The sequence below is a fragment of the Aquaspirillum sp. genome (assembly GCF_055136605.1).
Genome location: NZ_JBSQVP010000031.1, coordinates 13,245 through 30,202, shown reverse-complemented (window position 1 = coordinate 30,202; position 16,958 = coordinate 13,245). Strand labels below are relative to the sequence as shown.

Annotated in this window: 14 protein-coding genes; 3 read left to right on the top strand and 11 right to left on the bottom strand. The window is 48.3% G+C overall.

Annotated features, from left to right (window positions below):
* Window position 1: 1 nt before the first annotated feature.
* The gene (locus ACTBZS_RS07030; RefSeq protein WP_463043682.1) at window positions 2-148 is read left to right on the top strand and encodes a transposase; all 147 of its coding nucleotides are present in this window, start codon (window positions 2-4) and stop codon (window positions 146-148) included.
* Window positions 149-354: 206 nt separating this feature from the next.
* Here the strand turns inward: ACTBZS_RS07030 and ACTBZS_RS07025 are convergent, their stop codons facing one another.
* The 3 genes from ACTBZS_RS07025 to ACTBZS_RS07015 all read right to left on the bottom strand — a co-directional run bounded on the left by ACTBZS_RS07025 (window position 355) and on the right by ACTBZS_RS07015 (window position 5,203).
* Entirely contained in the window at window positions 355-2,898 is a 2,544-nt protein-coding gene (locus ACTBZS_RS07025; protein ID WP_463043680.1) for a DUF2357 domain-containing protein, read from the bottom strand.
* A gap of 86 nt (window positions 2,899-2,984) precedes the next feature.
* Window positions 2,985-4,859 carry an MrcB family domain-containing protein gene (locus ACTBZS_RS07020; RefSeq protein WP_463043679.1) on the bottom strand — a complete coding sequence of 625 codons (1,875 nt, stop codon included), beginning with the start codon at window positions 4,857-4,859 and terminating at the stop codon, window positions 2,985-2,987.
* Window positions 4,860-4,873: 14 nt separating this feature from the next.
* Window positions 4,874-5,203 carry an HVO_A0114 family putative DNA-binding protein gene (locus ACTBZS_RS07015; protein ID WP_463043678.1) on the bottom strand — a complete coding sequence of 110 codons (330 nt, stop codon included), beginning with the start codon at window positions 5,201-5,203 and terminating at the stop codon, window positions 4,874-4,876.
* Between the two features lie 401 nt (window positions 5,204-5,604).
* Between ACTBZS_RS07015 and ACTBZS_RS07010 the strand changes: the two genes are divergently transcribed.
* Window positions 5,605-7,233 (top strand): sensor domain-containing diguanylate cyclase, encoded by a 1,629-nt coding sequence (locus ACTBZS_RS07010; protein WP_463043677.1) that lies wholly within the window; start codon window positions 5,605-5,607, stop codon window positions 7,231-7,233.
* Between the two features lie 27 nt (window positions 7,234-7,260).
* Here the strand turns inward: ACTBZS_RS07010 and ACTBZS_RS07005 are convergent, their stop codons facing one another.
* From ACTBZS_RS07005 to ACTBZS_RS06980, 6 genes are all read right to left on the bottom strand, one after another.
* A complete protein-coding gene (locus ACTBZS_RS07005) occupies window positions 7,261-7,485 on the bottom strand; it encodes a hypothetical protein (protein ID WP_463043676.1) in 225 nt (74 codons plus the stop codon).
* Between the two features lie 60 nt (window positions 7,486-7,545).
* The gene (gene serS / locus ACTBZS_RS07000) at window positions 7,546-8,832 is read right to left on the bottom strand and encodes a serine--tRNA ligase (RefSeq protein WP_463043675.1); all 1,287 of its coding nucleotides are present in this window, start codon (window positions 8,830-8,832) and stop codon (window positions 7,546-7,548) included.
* 73 nt (window positions 8,833-8,905) lie between these two features.
* Complete coding sequence (gene tilS, locus ACTBZS_RS06995; protein ID WP_463043674.1) at window positions 8,906-10,273, bottom strand: tRNA lysidine(34) synthetase TilS; 1,368 nt, start codon at window positions 10,271-10,273, stop codon at window positions 8,906-8,908.
* Entirely contained in the window at window positions 10,242-11,210 is a 969-nt protein-coding gene (locus tag ACTBZS_RS06990; RefSeq protein ID WP_460430974.1) for an acetyl-CoA carboxylase carboxyltransferase subunit alpha, read from the bottom strand. The genes tilS and ACTBZS_RS06990 overlap by 32 nt, the downstream gene beginning before the upstream one ends.
* A 234-nt stretch (window positions 11,211-11,444) precedes the next feature.
* Window positions 11,445-12,347: a lipid kinase YegS gene (yegS, locus tag ACTBZS_RS06985; protein WP_460430976.1), complete on the bottom strand. Its 903-nt coding sequence runs from the start codon at window positions 12,345-12,347 to the stop codon at window positions 11,445-11,447.
* Entirely contained in the window at window positions 12,347-13,522 is a 1,176-nt protein-coding gene (locus ACTBZS_RS06980; protein WP_463043673.1) for an O-succinylhomoserine sulfhydrylase, read from the bottom strand. The genes yegS and ACTBZS_RS06980 overlap by 1 nt, the downstream gene beginning before the upstream one ends.
* A gap of 222 nt (window positions 13,523-13,744) precedes the next feature.
* Here ACTBZS_RS06980 and ACTBZS_RS06975 point away from each other — a divergent pair, with 222 nt between their 5' ends.
* Entirely contained in the window at window positions 13,745-14,365 is a 621-nt protein-coding gene (locus ACTBZS_RS06975) for a LysE/ArgO family amino acid transporter (protein WP_463043672.1), read from the top strand.
* A gap of 25 nt (window positions 14,366-14,390) precedes the next feature.
* On the opposite strand, the gene ACTBZS_RS06970 is transcribed toward ACTBZS_RS06975, so the two are convergent.
* Together ACTBZS_RS06970 and ACTBZS_RS06965 are read right to left on the bottom strand one after the other, a co-directional pair.
* Window positions 14,391-15,122: a peptidylprolyl isomerase gene (locus tag ACTBZS_RS06970; RefSeq protein WP_463043671.1), complete on the bottom strand. Its 732-nt coding sequence runs from the start codon at window positions 15,120-15,122 to the stop codon at window positions 14,391-14,393.
* A gap of 61 nt (window positions 15,123-15,183) precedes the next feature.
* A complete protein-coding gene (locus ACTBZS_RS06965) occupies window positions 15,184-16,815 on the bottom strand; it encodes a methyl-accepting chemotaxis protein (RefSeq protein WP_463043670.1) in 1,632 nt (543 codons plus the stop codon).
* Window positions 16,816-16,958: the final 143 nt, after the last annotated feature.

Sequence of the window (16,958 nt, the reverse complement as noted above, 5' to 3'; positions counted from 1 at the left end):
CATCCGTAAGGAATTTGGCGAAGAACTGAAGCAGTATTACTGGAACAAGCCGGTGTTCTGGAGCCGCAGCTATTGCATCATCAGTTGCGGCGGAGCGCCCCTGTCGGTGATTAAACAATACATCGAGCAACAGGAAGCACCGCACTAGCCGCCCGTTGGGCGGCACGCCCCTTCACCCCCAGCCAAATCCTTTCGCCTGCGGCTCAGAAGGAAGGGATTATGGCTGGAGCACTGGGGCGCAAGTCCGGTAGCGTGGGCACTGTTTTTGTGCCCACTATATGTTTGATTGATGAGGATTTATGGTGCGTCGCCCCTTCGGGGTGACGGCACCGTACGAGCGGTGTTTAGCCTGCTTTACACGATTGCCTCTTCGTATACTTTTTCAACTTCGGCAAATTTAGTCACGCTCTCTAGGCGAGTTAAGGTTGTGAGTTTCATCGAGTTTTTCATTGGCCGATGTGGCACGTTGGTTACCGGTGTTTGCAGCAATAACGGCTTGCCTAGCTGAAATAAATAATACAAATCAGCAGAGTCTGATTTTTTACCCGCTTGCTCTTCAGTAATGGCGTAGCGTGGTAACACCGTCACCCGTTTAACTGGCCAAAGTTTGTCAATTTGCTTAGTTGAACTTTGGGTATCTGAGGTAGATGCCAATGCTAAATAGCGAATTTCCTCAGCAATATGTTGTTCGAATTTTTGTAAAAACGTGCTTTGTCGCAGGTGATACCACTGCGCTGTCCCTTGTTCAAATCTTTCAAAGTAAGCATGATTGCGGCCACGTTGCCCCCCTAATGCCAATGTGATGGTTAAATCAGGGTACAGGACTTGGCGCATGCCATCACACGGTATGCGTGCAGCTTCTTGTACGTAAAGCCTTTCCGCCATGCTGGCCACAGGATACGTCACCTCATTGCCTTGTCCTGTTTGTGTATTCGGTGCTGTGCCGATTTGGGCTTGTAAGAATTCTAACAACCACTGGTGACCAGAATAACTGTACTCAGTCTGGCTAGGCCCGTTTTGACTGGGCAACAGGGCGAATGCGCCAATACCCACTTCTTCTATTGCGGCTGCGTATGGATTTTGCTTTGTGGCTTGATCAAAAAAGCCTGGATATAAGGCAAAGGCACCAAAGACAGGGCGACTTTTCTTGATGCGTTGGCCAGCGTTTGAACTTGATGGCGATTCAGTTAAGTGAGGCTCTGACAAACGTATCAGTGCATCACGATAACGGTGCATTTGGTTAATGGCATCGTCTGGTACGTAATCAGTGCTCTCAATATCCTCACTACCATCATCAAAGCGGCTTTTATCAGTCTTAATGCGGTATTTGGCATCAAACAGCCAAATAAACTGCTTTTCTTGTGAAGGGCCTGATGCTGAGCTTACGCTTTTAGGCAGTGTTACTTCTAAAACAATATCCGGTTCTTGGTTAACCAAATACGAGCGGATGGATTGCCCTTTTTTGGTAAATTTAGGCTCGTGTGCCAGCCTCGCTGTCACGCCGTCGCTACGTTTAAAGAGAAAGGCACCGGCAAAACCATCTTTTAATTGGTACTCAAAAAAGTCATTTTGGGTAAGCTTCGTTGCGCTGTTTTCCACTAATTCAAAGCCGAGATCGTGCTCTAAAATCTGTTTCAAACACAAAAAGCACCACACTTCATAAATCTCAGCTACCGACTTCATTGAAATGCTCGACTGATTGCTAAACACATCTAAATAAAATTTCAGTTCCTGCCAAACACGATACACCGCGCTATAACCCGTTTTTTGCTGTAGCACTAACGACTCACGGCTAAGACCTGTGTAAGTGCCAACCTCTTTCAGAAAACTTTGGCTTAATACTTTTTGCAGTGGTTGTTGCCAACTATGTAACTCATTTAAAAAGGAATCAGATAACCGTTGGCGTTCTGGCGCTTGGTTACTTTGCCTGAGCTTTTGTTCAAACTCTGCCAATTGCCGTTTGCTTTTACTCACCGCCATTTTGATAAAACGGTTTTCTGGTGTATCAACGCTCAGTTGCTTTTTTTCGACTGCGTAACGTTTATCGTGCTGTCCATTCGCAAAGTCTTGCTTTACCTGCTCGGCTAATTTATGTGGTAAGCGACCTTTTAGCTTGGCAGCTTTAATATTGGCCTCTGTGGGTTGTAAACGGCTATGAGGTGCGGCACAAATTAATTTTAAACCTTGCTCAAAGCGCTCCCTTAATACCGCGAAATTGGCCAACCACATGAGTGGAAAATGTCCGCGTTGCTGATTAGTCGCCGCGTCTTGCTCGGTTTTTTCTACCAAACTAAAGCGCCAAAGTGGGTAAACCTTGTCAATCGCTTTGTACATGGCGGGCAAGTCTTGGTGCAGTACCATTTTGATTGGCAACACTTCAAACGCAATGTGCTGAGTATGTATTCTGCCATCCAGCTCAAAGGCGAGTGGCAAACAGAGCCAACCCACATCATTACCGGTATTGATGGTGCCGCTTAAACGTGCAGGCACTACGCCTCTTGCCGTTTTTACTTCGGGAGCAAAACGAAACGCCTCATTCAGACTTTGACTGCGATGGGTTAACTGCGCGTTAGACACTTCACTAAAAAACACCCACTCAAACTGGTATTGAGTATTTTCGAAAAACAAGGGGGAATTTAATATCAGCTCAGCGTGTTTCGCAAAACCGTTTTCGGCTAAGCCACTTTCCTCTAAACCCGTTGTAATTAGTTCTTGTGGCTCGATGATGTTGCTAAGCTCAGCTGCAGGCGAAAAGCGCAATTCATAGCTAGGTAGTACATGATTGGCGTTTGCTCGGTGCGCCACTGTGTTCTGGTACACGCTCAACCGCCGGCTAATATCATTAGCCCAGACCGAAAATTCAAAGTCGGGGGTTTGTAATCGTATTAACTCTGGCATTACCTACCTCTCCTTGCGCCATCGCTGTGTTGGTTAAGCTTATGTGTTGCCATTCATTGCAGAAGGCATGAAACAACACCAACCCATTAAGGCCAGAAACTGGTGAAGGTGGCGTTGGCTAATCGCTCGCTCATCCACTTCAACTTATCTTTTGAACGGCAAGGTATGCGTAGCACTTTTTGCTCGTCTGTTACATCACCCTCTATCACTTTCTCACGATATAGGTCAGGGCGCTGATTCGCTTCGTCCGTTTCAGATGCTAACCAAATTGGGGCTAACTGGTCTGCCAACACAGTATTCAATTCTGCTAACAAAGCTTTACCATCTGATGTGGTCAGTTTATCGGTATCGCCCTCGATACGTGGTAATACCTTACACATCATAAAATCGTCCCAGACAGCTTTTAGGGTCAAATCGTCTTGTGGTTGGTGACTTACTACAGCGAGAAGTAGTTCATTTAAGGCACGAAATGCAAGTTCAAAAGGTGTGTTTTTTAATACATCGTTTACTTTTGATAAAAACGAAATGGTTTTTGAACCATCAACATCAAAGGTATGCGCTAAATCCAATTTACTAGCGTGTGACCAAATAGGATAGCCAAGACGTTTATTGCAACTGGTTGGGGTGAAAAATTCGTCATAGTTGTTTGGGAAAAACGCACCAAAATCAAAGCTCAGCGCACGGTCAATCACTTTGCGTGAAAAGCCATGAGTGGTTTCATCCATATTCACCGTGCCTGCAACCAGCAGATTAAATGGAATACCCAAACCATACTCGCAAATAAGCCTCCACAGCTCATTGTATTTTTCACTGCCAAAGCCCAGCACTTCGCGCAGCTTTTGATTATCTGCGACTTCTTTAATCGTTGCAGGTTTTAATAGCGCATCACTGCTATAGGTAAAGCTATCATCCTCCCAACGCCATTCGCGGGTTTCAAGTACCGATAAATAATCAGCAAAATATTGCTCAACGGGGGCAAGGTTCATTTCATCCAAGCACAGCCAGTAAGGCAGTACTTTATCTAACTCATCACGTTCACCTGTCACTACTAGGCGTTTACCTTGCTCTTCGCTTTCTTGAGCCTCAATGTTTAAGTCACTATCTTCAATGCTACGCCATGCTTTAGCAATAAATTGCAATACATCGGTGGCGATATATTCAGCTGTCCCATTTAAGCGAGAAATATAGCCCAATAAATCACTCGGCTCATGCCAGTCGGGGCGCACTGAGGTTAAACAGTAGGTTTCAGAAAACTGTCCCGAGATTTTCGCCTGTTCACGCACAAAACGAGTTTTACCTGTACCAGAGATGCCAGCTAGAAGGAGAAAAGGTTTGGAAAGTCGAACCGCCTGAACTGTAATTAGTTCTTTTAGTAGAGGTTCAAAATTAAAGTCTTCTATTTCTTTGTATATTTTTAACAATTCTTCAAGGTCATTTACTAACTCATCAATTTCTGGAAGATTGGAACTGCTATAAAACTTTGCTGAGATATTTGGTTTTTTATATGATTTTCCAAGAGAAGTCTCTGCTTTTAAATCAATCTCTTGTATACCCCAGGTTTTTAATTTAGGAAATTGAGACAACAGTATCTTCTTTATATCCCCAGCTCTTTTTTCAGCTGTTTTCTTCCCCAAGTTTTTGGTAGGGATGGTCGTTCCTTGATTTAGAGACAGGTAAAAACCTGAACCATCTGCATTGAACAGATAAACCGGATAAACGCCATCTTGCGTGGTTGTGGTGATCTTTGGATTAAGAATCGACAGCCAAGGTACGTTTGCCCAATTACCTGCTCCAACACTAGCTTTAATCTCAAATGAATCGTAATTTTGTTTTACTATTTGTTCGAATTCATCTTTTAAATCTTGGCGAAAAAGGGTTGCAATCGGATGCCCTGTAAATTGCTCTTTTGTTGCTTGCACCCAGCCATTAAGAAACTTAGTTAATTTGTCTTTTAGATTCATAATCATCCCTAAAATCAAACCAGCACTAAAAAATTAGTGTGTATTAGAGAAATACTTTTTGATGGAGCTCTATTATTGGATTTCACTAATTGAACGATACCTAAGCCTTCCAATGTTTTCAGTGTTCTCGAAACATTACTAACCGCTCGCCCCGTAAGGGTAGCCAATTCAGTCACTGACTGCGGCTGTTGCTCGGCGATCACTTTTAACAACTGTTGGTTTTCTTTCGAAAGCACATTGGCGACGGATTTGAGCGAGTCGAACCATATATCAACAGGGTAATCGGGGTCGGGTATTTGCCCTTTAATGCCTATTACACAGCGTGATTGTTTTGTATTTATCATTTTTTGTCAAAATTTTTCATCAAATGCATAAAGTTAGCACTTGGCTAATTAAAAGGCTTTATATCCTATCAACTACTGATAATATCGCAAGGATATTTTATTTTTAGGTTAATCACATTTTGATGGTGCATAAATTAGAATAAATGGTTTTTTCAGAGTGTATGGAGAGCTAGTAGCGTGGGCACTGTTTTTGTGCCCACTATATGTTTAATTGATGAGGATTTATGGTGCGTCGCCCCTTCGGGGTGATGGCACCGTACAAGTAATGTTTGCCCCGTTGTACCCTACGCCGCCGACATGCAATACGGCTAGTTTCCCTATCAATACTAGATAAATCGATTGTATCAATTTTGATAAATTGCTATAATTAAACTCTTTTTCATCTAATCACTAAGTGGGTAATGGCGACTTCTTTGGCTTCGCGCATGACAGAGCAATTGGCTGCTTGGCATTGTGGTCAATGGTTGAGCCTACGGCGACTGATTTTATTGTTGGCGTTTTTATCCACTATGCTTGCGTTGTTAAATGCCTTTTATGCCAGCTATCACCTGCAAAAACAAACCCTGATTACCAACACCCTCGAAACAAATCGGGTTTATGCCAATAAGCTGTCCAACACGGTCAGCGTGTTTATTCAAGACACCCACCAACAACTGACATTCAGCGCCGGTTTATTGGTCAATCATCTTGCCAACCCAGCATTCCTTGCCCAAGAAGCCAGCCGCCTGCGCGAACAAATTTCATCATTCGATGCTGTGTTGGTGGTTGATCACACCGGCAAAGTATTAGCCACCTCGCCGCAGCTTACCCGTGTTTTATATACCACCTTGCAATCCAGCGGCGCACAGGAAGCGTTGCAAAAACGCCGTCCTTTAGTCAGTCAACCCTATCGGGCTGATACTGGCCGCTTGGTGATGATGCTCTCGGTGCCGATGATCAATAAAGCAGGGCAATATCTGGGTTATGTCGGCGGGACGATTTATCTCGAAGAACAAAACACCCTTAATCGTATTTTGGGTGAGCATTTCTACCGTGATGGTTCTTATCTCTATGTTGTCGATCACCAAGGCAATATTATTTATCACCAACACCGTAAACGGATTGGTGACAATGTGGCGCGTAATCCGGTAGTGGCAAAACTGATGCAAGGGCAACAAGGGGCAGAGCCGGTTATCAATACACTAGGCCAAAGTATGTTGGCGGGTTTTGCGATTGTGCCCGAAACCGGCTGGGGCATTGTTTCACAGCGGCCTATGAGCGAAGCGTTGGCACCATTAGACGATCTGATGCTGAGTTTAATGATCCATACCTTGCCATTGCTGCTGTTGTCGTTGTTATCGCTGTGGTGGCTGTCGCGTGCAATTGCACGGCCACTCTCTAAGCTGGCGCACATTGCAAAAGAACTCGATCGTCACGAACACCGCCATGATTTTCAGCGTATTGGTTCGTGGTATTTTGAGGCGCGACAACTCAAACAATCTTTGGAAGAAGGATTCACGGCGGTACACCGCACCCTGCGCCATTTGAAACGCGATGCGATTACCGATCCTCTCACCGGTTTGGTGAATCGTCGTGGTTTGGATGTGATTTTGGAAGACTATCTTCAACATGAAACCGATTTTTGTGTGTTAGCAGTCGATATCGACCACTTTAAGCGGGTGAATGATGAATTTGGTCATCAAGTGGGTGATGAGGTGTTGTCGCTATTAGCACAAGTGATGCGTAGCGTTGTGCGGGAACAGGACATTGTGTGTCGCAACGGTGGCGAAGAATTTGTGATATTGCTGCCCGAATGCCCGATTCATACTGCTTATGAAGTGGCCGAACGCTTGCGCGAGAAAATGGCCCGTATGCCCAATCCCTGTCAGCGGCCAGTGACATTGTCGTTGGGGGTGGCGCATTATCCACATGATGGCAGCACCATCACCCAAGTATTTGAACAGGCCGATGTTGCCTTGTATCAGGCAAAACGTAATGGCCGCAATCAGACCGTGATTGCAAGCCACCTAACAGAAAAACAACCAGCATAAACGAGGGACATTTCTCGGTGCCCTCGTTTAGTCGCTGTTTTCTGTGTCGGCAAACGGGTCTTTTTTCTTTTTACGGCGCGGTTCAATCAATCCGGCGGCCTTCATCTGTTGCCGGCGGCGAACAATAAACAGTAAAAGTAAACTGGGCAGGACACCGAGTAGGACTAAAACCAAACCGCTGCGGATGATCGAGTTTTGTGCCACTGCCAGCATCAACACGACATACAGCCAACCAATCCAGATGATAAACATGGCGCTTTCCTGTGCAAGCAGAGAGGGGTTTCTTAACAGCGTGTAGAAACCCCGACTCTATTAGGCGCGTAAGGTTTCCACGCCACCTAAATAAGGCCGCAGCACTGCTGGCACGGTGACCGAACCATCTGCATTTTGATAGTTTTCTAATACCGCCACCAACGTCCGGCCCACTGCCAAGCCAGAGCCGTTTAAGGTATGGACTAGGCGGTTTTTGCCTTGTTCATCTTTGAAACGGGTCAGCATCCGACGGGCTTGGAAATCTTCACAGTTGGAGCAGCTGGAAATTTCACGATAGGTGTTTTGTGCCGGCAACCAGACTTCAAGATCGTAGGTCTTTGCCGCGCTGAAGCCCATGTCGCCGGTACACAGGGTGATGACCCGATAGGGCAATGCCAACGCCTGTAAAATCGCTTCGGCGTGGCCAACCATCTCTTCTAAGGCAGCATAAGAGTGGTCTGGATGGGCGATTTGTACCATTTCAACTTTGTCGAATTGGTGTTGACGGATCATGCCACGGGTATCGCGGCCATAACTCCCTGCCTCGGAACGGAAGCAAGGCGAATGAGCCGTCATCTTGATCGGCAATTGTTCTGCCTTGACGATGCTATCGCGTACGGTATTGGTGAGCGTGATTTCCGACGTGGAGATCAAGTATTGCTCGTGACCGCTTTCATCACCGCCCTTGCTGACTTTAAACATATCATCAGCGAATTTAGGCAGTTGACCGGTGCCATACAGCACATCGCTGTTCACAATATAAGGCGTGTAGTATTCGGTGTAGCCATGTTGGCGGGTGTGGGTATCCAACATAAACTGCGCTAAAGCACGGTGTAAGCTGGCGATTTGGCCACGCAAAACAGTAAAGCGTGCGCCAGACAGTTTTGCCCCAGTGTCGAAATCCAAGCCTAAGGCAGCACCGACATCGACATGGTCTTTGACGTCAAAGTCAAATGCACGCGGTGTGCCCACTGTCCGTACCACGACATTGTCGTTTTCATCTTTCCCCACTGGCACCGACTCATGTGGCAGATTAGGCAATGTTAATAACCATTGTTCTTGTTGTTGTTGCACTTGCTCGAACGCGGTTTCGGCAGCTTTCAGTTCATCGCCCAAACTAGCGACTTCGGCCATGATTGGCGCGACATCTTGCCCGTTCTTTTTCGCGATGCCAATTTGTTTAGATACGCTATTGCGCTTGGCTTGTAGCTCTTGCATCCGCACTTGCAGCGTTTTGCGTTCGGCTTCGAGTTGGGTGAATTGTTCGGTTTCGAGATGATAGCCACGGCCAGCTAAACGCTGTGCCACCGCTGCGATGTCTTGACGTAACAGTTGAATATCAAGCATGGGTAACCCTGCAAAAAAAGAGAAGAACAAAAGTAGGCGAGCATTATACCTGCCTCACCCAGCGATGGGCCGTTTATACGCTGTCCGCTGGGGTCATGTCCCACTGTGGCCAATGGCCAATCTCTTCTGCCCCAGCCTGATAAGGTGCGCCAATTGCAATACCGGGGAGGGCTACAATGTCTTGTCCCTGACTTAACACCGGCCATACATCACGCCATGCCAAGGGCACACCGGCTTCCTGAAACAGTTTTTTTAATGGCCGGCGGCCAATTCCAGCGATGGTGATGGATTCCCCTGCTTGGCGTGGCCGCAGCGTTAGACCCTTGGCTGCTACCGCAGCGGCAATACCTAGGCCAAGTTGACTGTGCCAAGACAGCCGACCATAGCCCAATTCGATACTCTTGGGGGGGATAAGGGTGTGTGTTGGGAAGGCTGTTGTCGGGGGTTGCCAGACATAGAGCTGTTGTCGATAGCGAAACAGTTGCCAACGGCCAAAGCGCAAGGTGGGTTGTGCCGAGGGGGAGGCATGTTGGCAATCATGGCAAAACTGGGCAATGGCATCCGTTGATGGCAGCGTTGTGCTGCACTGCCGTAAAAAGGCAATTAACACCGCCTGTTGTCGTAACGGCGACAGGTGTTGCCAGTGGTGTAATGGTAATGTGGAGGCAGTTGCGCCGCAGTGCTGTAAATCGGCTTGACTGTATTCGTCTAACAGTTGATGTTCTCGTGCTGCTTGTTGTGCTGTTTGTTGTAAGTGGTTCAGTGCCTGTGGCCAGAATGGTTCAATGGCTGGCAAAAGTTGGTGCCGCACGACATTGCGGCGCCAATGCAGTTGGTGGTTGCTGGGGTCTTCTTGCCATGTCAACTGATGCTGTTGAGCGTAATCGGCTAATTGGGCACGGCTGTAAGACAAAAGCGGGCGCCACAAATACGGTGCTTCACTGAAGGTAGTGGGCTGTTGCCCGTGATAGGGTTGCCCACTCGGTTTGTGTAAAGGCCGCCAAGTCGGCATGGCTGCCAGCGCCGCACTGCCTCCCCCGCGTAGCGCATGGAGTAAGACAGTTTCTGCTTGATCGTTGGCATGGTGGGCGAGGGCAATAATCTGGGCGGGGCTTGTCGCAAAGGCAGCGTAACGGGCATGGCGGGCAGCGGCTTCCAAACCATTGCCTTGCGCTGAGACTCGGACATACTCAACTCGCAATGGCACTTGCCATCTGGCACACAGTTGTTGACAAAAATCGACCCATTGATCGGCCACCGCTTGTAAACCGTGATGGACGTGCAGTGCACTTAGGGTCAGGGGGGCGCCCTGTTGTCGCAGGGCAACGAGGCGATGCAATAGCACAACGGAATCGAGGCCACCACTGAGGGCAGCCTCGATTGAACAGGCAGCTAGGCCAATAGGCCAATCAAACAGTATCGGCTTCTTTGAAACGACCATAGGCCATCAGACGTTCAAAACGGGCATCTAACATCTGATCGATACTTTGCCCTTGCAGCTGGCGCAGGCTTTCTGCGATGGTGCGTTTCATCTGTTGCATCATTTGATGGGTATCACGATGTGCGCCACCGACAGGTTCTGGAATCACCTTATCGATCAAACCCAAAGTCTTCAGGCGGCTGGCGGTAATGCCGAGGGTTTCGGCGGCTTCGGAAGCTTTTTCCGCACTTTTCCACAAAATCGAGGCGCAGCCTTCAGGAGAAATCACCGAATAAATCGAGTATTGCAGCATATTGATTTGATCGCCTACCGCAATCGCCAAGGCACCGCCCGAGCCCCCTTCGCCAATCACAGTACACAAAATGGGTACGCGTAAGCGGGTCATTTCGTACAAATTGCGGCCAATGGCTTCGGACTGACCGCGTTCTTCAGCACCAATGCCAGGATAAGCGCCCGGGGTATCGATAAAAGTGATAATCGGCAGGCCAAATTTTTCGGCTAAACGCATCAGGCGTAAGGCTTTACGATAGCCTTCTGGTCGTGGCATACCAAAGTTACGCAGAATTTTCTCTTTGGTATCGCGGCCTTTTTGATGACCGATTACCACCACCGATTGGCCATTAAAACGTGCCAAACCGCCGACAATCGCTGGATCGTCAGCAAAGGCACGGTCGCCGTGTAATTCTTGGAAATCGCTAAAGATACTATTGATATAGTCTAGGCTATAGGGCCGCTGTGGGTGGCGTGCCACTTGTGAAATTTGCCAGGGTGACAGTTTGGCGTAGACTGTTTTAGTCAGCTCTTGGCTTTTCTTCTGTAACCGAGCAATTTCTTCAGAAATATCGAGCACTGAGTCATCTTGCACAAAGCGCAGTTCTTCGATCTTGTTTTCCAGCTCTGCAATGGGCTGCTCAAAATCGAGAAATGTGGTTTTCATCCTTTTCCCCGAAAAACGTCTCTCGGTCACGAGAGGATGGCTCGACTGTCAATTTGCTGCTCCGCAAAGACAAGTCGCCATTGGTGAAGTGATAGAGGCAATGAAATTTGCCGAAGTGCCTACCTTATACGTGGGCGATTCAATAGAACAGCCCACATTTGGTAAACCCAGAATCGGCGAATCATACCGCAGCAGCCTCGATAACACCATTGCTCTGCAACAATGTTCTGTCACTTAGCGCAATAGCATAGGACAATCCAAAGGAAGATGGACAGCTAATGCCGAACGCCTGACCTCGAAGCGGAAATGGCTGCCTTGTAGTGGTTCGCCATCTAAATTGATTGCTAAACCAGCGGGGACGCTGACTTCTAGCGTGGGGGTACGAACTGAGACAAACACTTCGCGTGCGACTGCCTCGACGCCATCGACTAATGACGTCCACAAAGCACTGCCTGCATCGGCATTCGGCAAAATATGGACATCTAATAGCCCATCATTAAGACAGGCATCAGGACATAAAGGATGACCGCCACCGGCCATCCGACCATTACCGACTGCCAATACCAAAAAATCACCATCCCAATGAAATCCCGGGCCATTAAAATGCCCTGTTTCAGCCGCAATGCCGCTAAAACGAGATAAACCGGTGAGTAAATAGGCTAAGCCACCAAGGGCACGTTTGCTTTCGGCGGGGGTATCGACTGTAATTTGCGTGCCAAAACCGCCGGTCGCCATATTGATAAAAAAACGGCCACCGACTTGGCCGACATCAATCCAAGTGGGCGGCAGGGTACAAACCAGTTGCAGGGCGGGTAAGATGTCTAATGGCAAGCCGCAGGCGGTAGCAAAATCGTTAGCGGTGCCCATCGGTAAAATACCCAGCGATGGCAACCGTTCGACCGGCGCGACTAACATACCCGTGACTACTTCGTTAATCGTGCCATCGCCACCGGCAGCAATCACCGTATCTACGCCCTCGCGCACCGCCTCGCCGGCAAAACGTACCGCATCGCCCCCTTCCCACGTCACGCGCATTTCGAGTTCGACACCTGTATGGCGCAGGCTGTAAACGGCTTCACGTAGCGCTGGGTCGCTGGCTGCTTTGCCATTGGCGATAATTCTTAGCCGCCGCCGCATTACGCCTCCGTTGCTAGGCTGTGCGTTAAATCTTGGATGAGATCATTGACGTGTTCCAATCCCACTGAGATACGCAACAATCCTTCACCAATCCCTGCTTTTGCACGGGCTTCGGGGGTTAAACGGCCGTGGGTGGTGGTGGCTGGGTGGGTGATGGTTGACTTCACATCACCCAAATTGCCCGTCCGTGAGATGAGACTAACATTATCCACCACTCGCCATGCCGCATCACGTCCCCCTTTAACTTCAAACGACACGATGGCACCGCCAGCGCTTTGTTGTCGCATGGCCAGTTCATGTTGTGGGTGGCTGGCAAGGCCGGGGTAGTAAACACGGCTAATCATCGGATGGGTTTCTAACCATTGGGCAAGGGCAAGGGCATTCGCCGCTTGTTTTTCCACTCGCACAAATAAGGTTTCTAAGCCTGATAACAATACCCAAGCATTAAAGGCCGATAGCGTAGGGCCAGCGGTTCGCACATAAAGGTAGATTTGTTCAATCAGGGCATCGGGCCCCACTACCGCGCCGCCCAACACACGGCCATGACCATCAAGGAATTTGGTGGCGGAATGCACGACAAAATCAGCGCCATGTTCAATCGGACGTTGTAGGGCGGGTGAGCAGAAACAATTATCGACTGCTAACCATGCGCCATGCTGATGGGCAATGGCGGCCAAACCCGCTAAATCGGCAATTTCTGTCAGGGGGTTAGAAGGGGTTTCAACAAAAAATAGCTTGGTATTGTCTTTGATGGCTGCTCGCCAAGCGGACAAATCGGTTAACGGCACAAAACTGACTTCAATACCAAATTTCGGCAATAAATTGCTGAACATCTGCAGGGTAGCACCAAATAGGCTTTGCGAAGCCACGATATGATCGCCTGCTTTTAATAAGGAAAAAATCAGGGCATAAATGGCTGCCATGCCGCTGGCTGTCGCAATCGCCCGTTCGCCGCCTTCCAACGCGGCTAGGCGTTCTTGGAACATGCTGACAGTGGGGTTGGTAAAACGAGAATAGGTGTTACCACTTAATTCACCACTGAATAGACGCATTGCCTCGTCAGCCGACTCGGTGAGAAAGCTCGAAGTGAGATAGAGCGCGGGACTATGTTCATTAAATTCGCTGATTTGTCGGCCAGCGCGAATGGCCAGCGTGTGGGGGTGCAAAGTTGACACAAACTATCCTTATGATGCCAATACAAGAAAAGACAGATGGTAAACAAAAACCGTGACCTAAGAAGGGAATTTTTGCTCTAAGCGCCATACCAATGGTTCTATAGCGAATGACAGAAAAACAGTGATCTATGCTCTTAAAAAAGTAAATGACTAGCATAGTATTTGGCTCAATGGCATTATCGACCATAGCTTTCTCTTTTTTTCTGCTAAATGGCCGAGTCTATGTTACAGCTTTCTGTCTATTTATCTGGTTTTTCTGTTGCTGCTGGCTTAATTGTTGGCATTGGCCCACAGAATGCTTTTGTGCTTAAACAAGGGATTGCCCGACAACAAACCTTGGCTATCGTGACAGTATGTGTCTTATGTGATATCGCGTTGATTTCGCTGGGTGTGGCAGGGTTGGGGCAATGGATTGCAAATTGGCCGGCATTTATCTCGATTGCCACATGGGGTGGAGCCGCTTTTTTACTGGCGTATGGTTTGCGTGCTTTTAAAGCCGCATGGCGGCCACCACAATTTGATACCACACAAACCGCCACGGCAGCGACGTTAAGACAAGCTGTGTTGGCGGCGTTGGCCTTTACCTTGCTCAATCCCTATGTCTATTTGGATACCGTCATTCTGATGGGCAGTGTGTCGGCGCGATTTGATGATGCGGCGCGGTGGTCGTATTGGCTGGGCTGTATTACTGCGTCAAGCCTGTGGTTTATTTTGTTAGGCGCGTTTGCCAGTCGTTTGGGGCCGTTGTTTGCTAAACCGATGAGCTGGCGCGTATTAGACAGTTTGATTGGTGTGATTATGTGTGCCACTGCTGCTCATCTGGTATTTAACTACGGCAACTAGAACAGCAGTGGACTTGGCCTAAGGCTTAGGCTGGCATTTGATAGCCTTCAATGGTTGCGGCTTGTACCAAACCGCTGAGGTATTGGTGCATGGCTTGACGACCTGCGGCCTCATTGAGGTGTTGACGCAGTTCTTCTTTCACCGCTTCAAATGGGACTAAACCGCCGGTTTGACGATCATTGACTTGCACAATATGCCAACCAAACTGGGTTTCTACCAAGTATGGAGCGATTTCGCCTGCATCGGTGCTGAAAACCGCTTCTTCAAACGGTGGCACCATTTGACCACGGCCAAACTGACCCAAACTACCGCCTTCTTTACCGGAAGGACATGCCGAATGTTCGCGTGCTAAATCGGCAAAACGGGCTGGGTTTGTTTGGGCTTCGGCCAAGATGCCCTCGGCTTTGGCTTTTTGTAACGAGTCGGCCAGTTCGTCACCATTTTGGCGAGCGAACAAAATATGGCTGGCGACAGCGTTTTCACCTTGTTGGAAGTGGTGCGAGTTGCCTTCATAGAAAGCCAAACATGCGGCTTCATCCAATGGGGTAAATTGCAATTCTTGGTCGAGCAAGCTTGCAATGGCCAAGTTTTCTTCTTCTTGGGTCAAGCCTTTGGCACGCGCTTGTTGCAATAACAGTTGATGCAGAATCAGTTGTTGAATTGCCGCTTCGCGCGGGTTGGGGGCGTAGCCGTGGTTTTCTGTTTCCGCAGCGATCATCGCGTCGGTGATTTCAACACCGTTGACTGTAATGGCCATGAATGTGTCCTGTTTGAGTAAATCGAACCCGCTTGTTTCAAGCGGGGTGAGTCATTATGCCTCATACCCGAAAGTGCCGGATACCTTGTGTTAAGACATGAGCCAATTGCAATAGGGTTTGCACTTGGGCAGAAAGCTGTTCCGCCACCACGGCATTGTGCCCTGCTGCCGCAGCCACCGCTTCCATATTTTGTGCTAAGGCATGGCTGGCGGCTTGTTGTTCTTTGACCGAATCGGCAATGCTCGCCGCTTGTTGGCAGCTTACAACGGTAGTGTGTTCGGTATGCTCAATCCCTTGGTTGACCCCTGCTGCCACCTGACGGCTGTTGTCTAAGGTGGTGAGACCTTGTTGAATTGAGTCTTCCAACGATTGTGATTGCTGACTCAACATGCGAGTGACGCGATCAATTTGATTGGCCGATTCTGCCGATTTTTCAGCGAGTTTACGCACTTCATCCGCCACCACAGCAAAACCGCGCCCTTGTTCACCGGCTCGTGCGGCTTCAATTGCTGCATTTAATGCTAAGAGATTGGTTTGATCGGCAATGTCGCGTACTTCGCTGGTCATGCTGGTGATTTGGTTGCTCATCTCAAGGAAGCCATGCACCAAGCCAGCGATATGCTGCACGATGTGTTCAATACTGTTGACTTCTTGCGTCAGTAAACTCAGTTGCTGTTTACCTTCACGCGCCACTTCAACCGCTTGTTCGGCACTGTAATACATTTGTTGACTGGTGCCGGCGACAGTGCCAACACTGACTGACAATTCTTCAATCGCCGAGGCCGATTCAGTTGATGCCCGCGATTGGTCACGCGCCGATTGCAACAGCTGGTTAGCCATATCAGAGAGACAGCTGGCCAACTGTTCTAGTTGGTCAACGCCCCCTTGCACGCTACGAACACTGCTACAAAGATGATGTGTCATTTCTTGCATGGCGGAAACGACTTGACCCGTCTCATCGCGGCCTGCAGTTGGCAAGGTTACTGTTAAATCACCTTGTGCCACGGCTTTCACTGAATGCACCATATTTTTCATTGGTTGGGTGATGCTGCGTGTGATCAAGCTGCCAGCGACCACAGCCAAAATCAACAGCAACGAGCCTGTACCTATTCCCCAATACAGGGCGCTGTAATAGGTGGCTTCTGCTGTAGCCAATTCATTTTCAATACGGTTTTGTTCTGCTTTAATGAGAGCCTCAAGGCTTTCTCGCCAAGGGCGTACCGCAGGGATAAGCTCTTCATTCATCACTCGAATCGCCGCCTCAACATCCCCAGCCACCCCAAACCGCATCATTTTGTCGATGACAGGTTCAGATATTACGCGCTGTGCTGCAGCTTTTTCTAATAGCTGTTTTTCTTCGGGGCCGGGGGGATAACTTTGCCAATGTTCAGTGATGCTTTGCAGAATCTTGTCGTACTCGGCCCGCGTATGACGCATTTTTTCAACGGCTTTTTGTTTCGTTGCCACATCGGGATACATCACTGTGTCACGATACAAAGTGCGCTGCATCTGTAAGTTATAGGTCAGCGCAGTCACGGCTTCGACCATGCGATTTTGGTCTTTTGCCACACTGTTCAGGTGATTACGCAGGGCAGAAACGCCAGTCAGTTGCACCAACAACATGACCACCACGAAGAAAATCATAATGCCAAAGGCAAAACTCAGACGAAGTCCTATCCGGATATTTTGCATAGCTGATGAAGCTCTATTCTATGAAAATTAAAAATATCAATAATATCACAAACAAAGCAGCAAAATTTTTACCTTAATCAATAAAAAGACAAATGATGCTAAAAATAGTTGCAATAGGTTTTTTTAGTCACTACGGTTAAATT

Coding starts and splice junctions, on each gene's coding strand:
- ACTBZS_RS07025 (WP_463043680.1), bottom strand. CDS start 2,898: ATGCCAGAGTTAATACGATTACAAACCCCCGACTTTGAATTTTCGGTC.
- ACTBZS_RS07020 (WP_463043679.1), bottom strand. CDS start 4,859: ATGAATCTAAAAGACAAATTAACTAAGTTTCTTAATGGCTGGGTGCAA.
- ACTBZS_RS07015 (WP_463043678.1), bottom strand. CDS start 5,203: ATGATAAATACAAAACAATCACGCTGTGTAATAGGCATTAAAGGGCAA.
- ACTBZS_RS07010 (WP_463043677.1), top strand. CDS start 5,605: ATGGCGACTTCTTTGGCTTCGCGCATGACAGAGCAATTGGCTGCTTGG.
- ACTBZS_RS07005 (WP_463043676.1), bottom strand. CDS start 7,485: ATGTTTATCATCTGGATTGGTTGGCTGTATGTCGTGTTGATGCTGGCA.
- serS (WP_463043675.1), bottom strand. CDS start 8,832: ATGCTTGATATTCAACTGTTACGTCAAGACATCGCAGCGGTGGCACAG.
- tilS (WP_463043674.1), bottom strand. CDS start 10,273: ATGGTCGTTTCAAAGAAGCCGATACTGTTTGATTGGCCTATTGGCCTA.
- ACTBZS_RS06990 (WP_460430974.1), bottom strand. CDS start 11,210: ATGAAAACCACATTTCTCGATTTTGAGCAGCCCATTGCAGAGCTGGAA.
- yegS (WP_460430976.1), bottom strand. CDS start 12,347: ATGCGGCGGCGGCTAAGAATTATCGCCAATGGCAAAGCAGCCAGCGAC.
- ACTBZS_RS06975 (WP_463043672.1), top strand. CDS start 13,745: ATGTTACAGCTTTCTGTCTATTTATCTGGTTTTTCTGTTGCTGCTGGC.
- ACTBZS_RS06970 (WP_463043671.1), bottom strand. CDS start 15,122: ATGGCCATTACAGTCAACGGTGTTGAAATCACCGACGCGATGATCGCT.
- ACTBZS_RS06965 (WP_463043670.1), bottom strand. CDS start 16,815: ATGCAAAATATCCGGATAGGACTTCGTCTGAGTTTTGCCTTTGGCATT.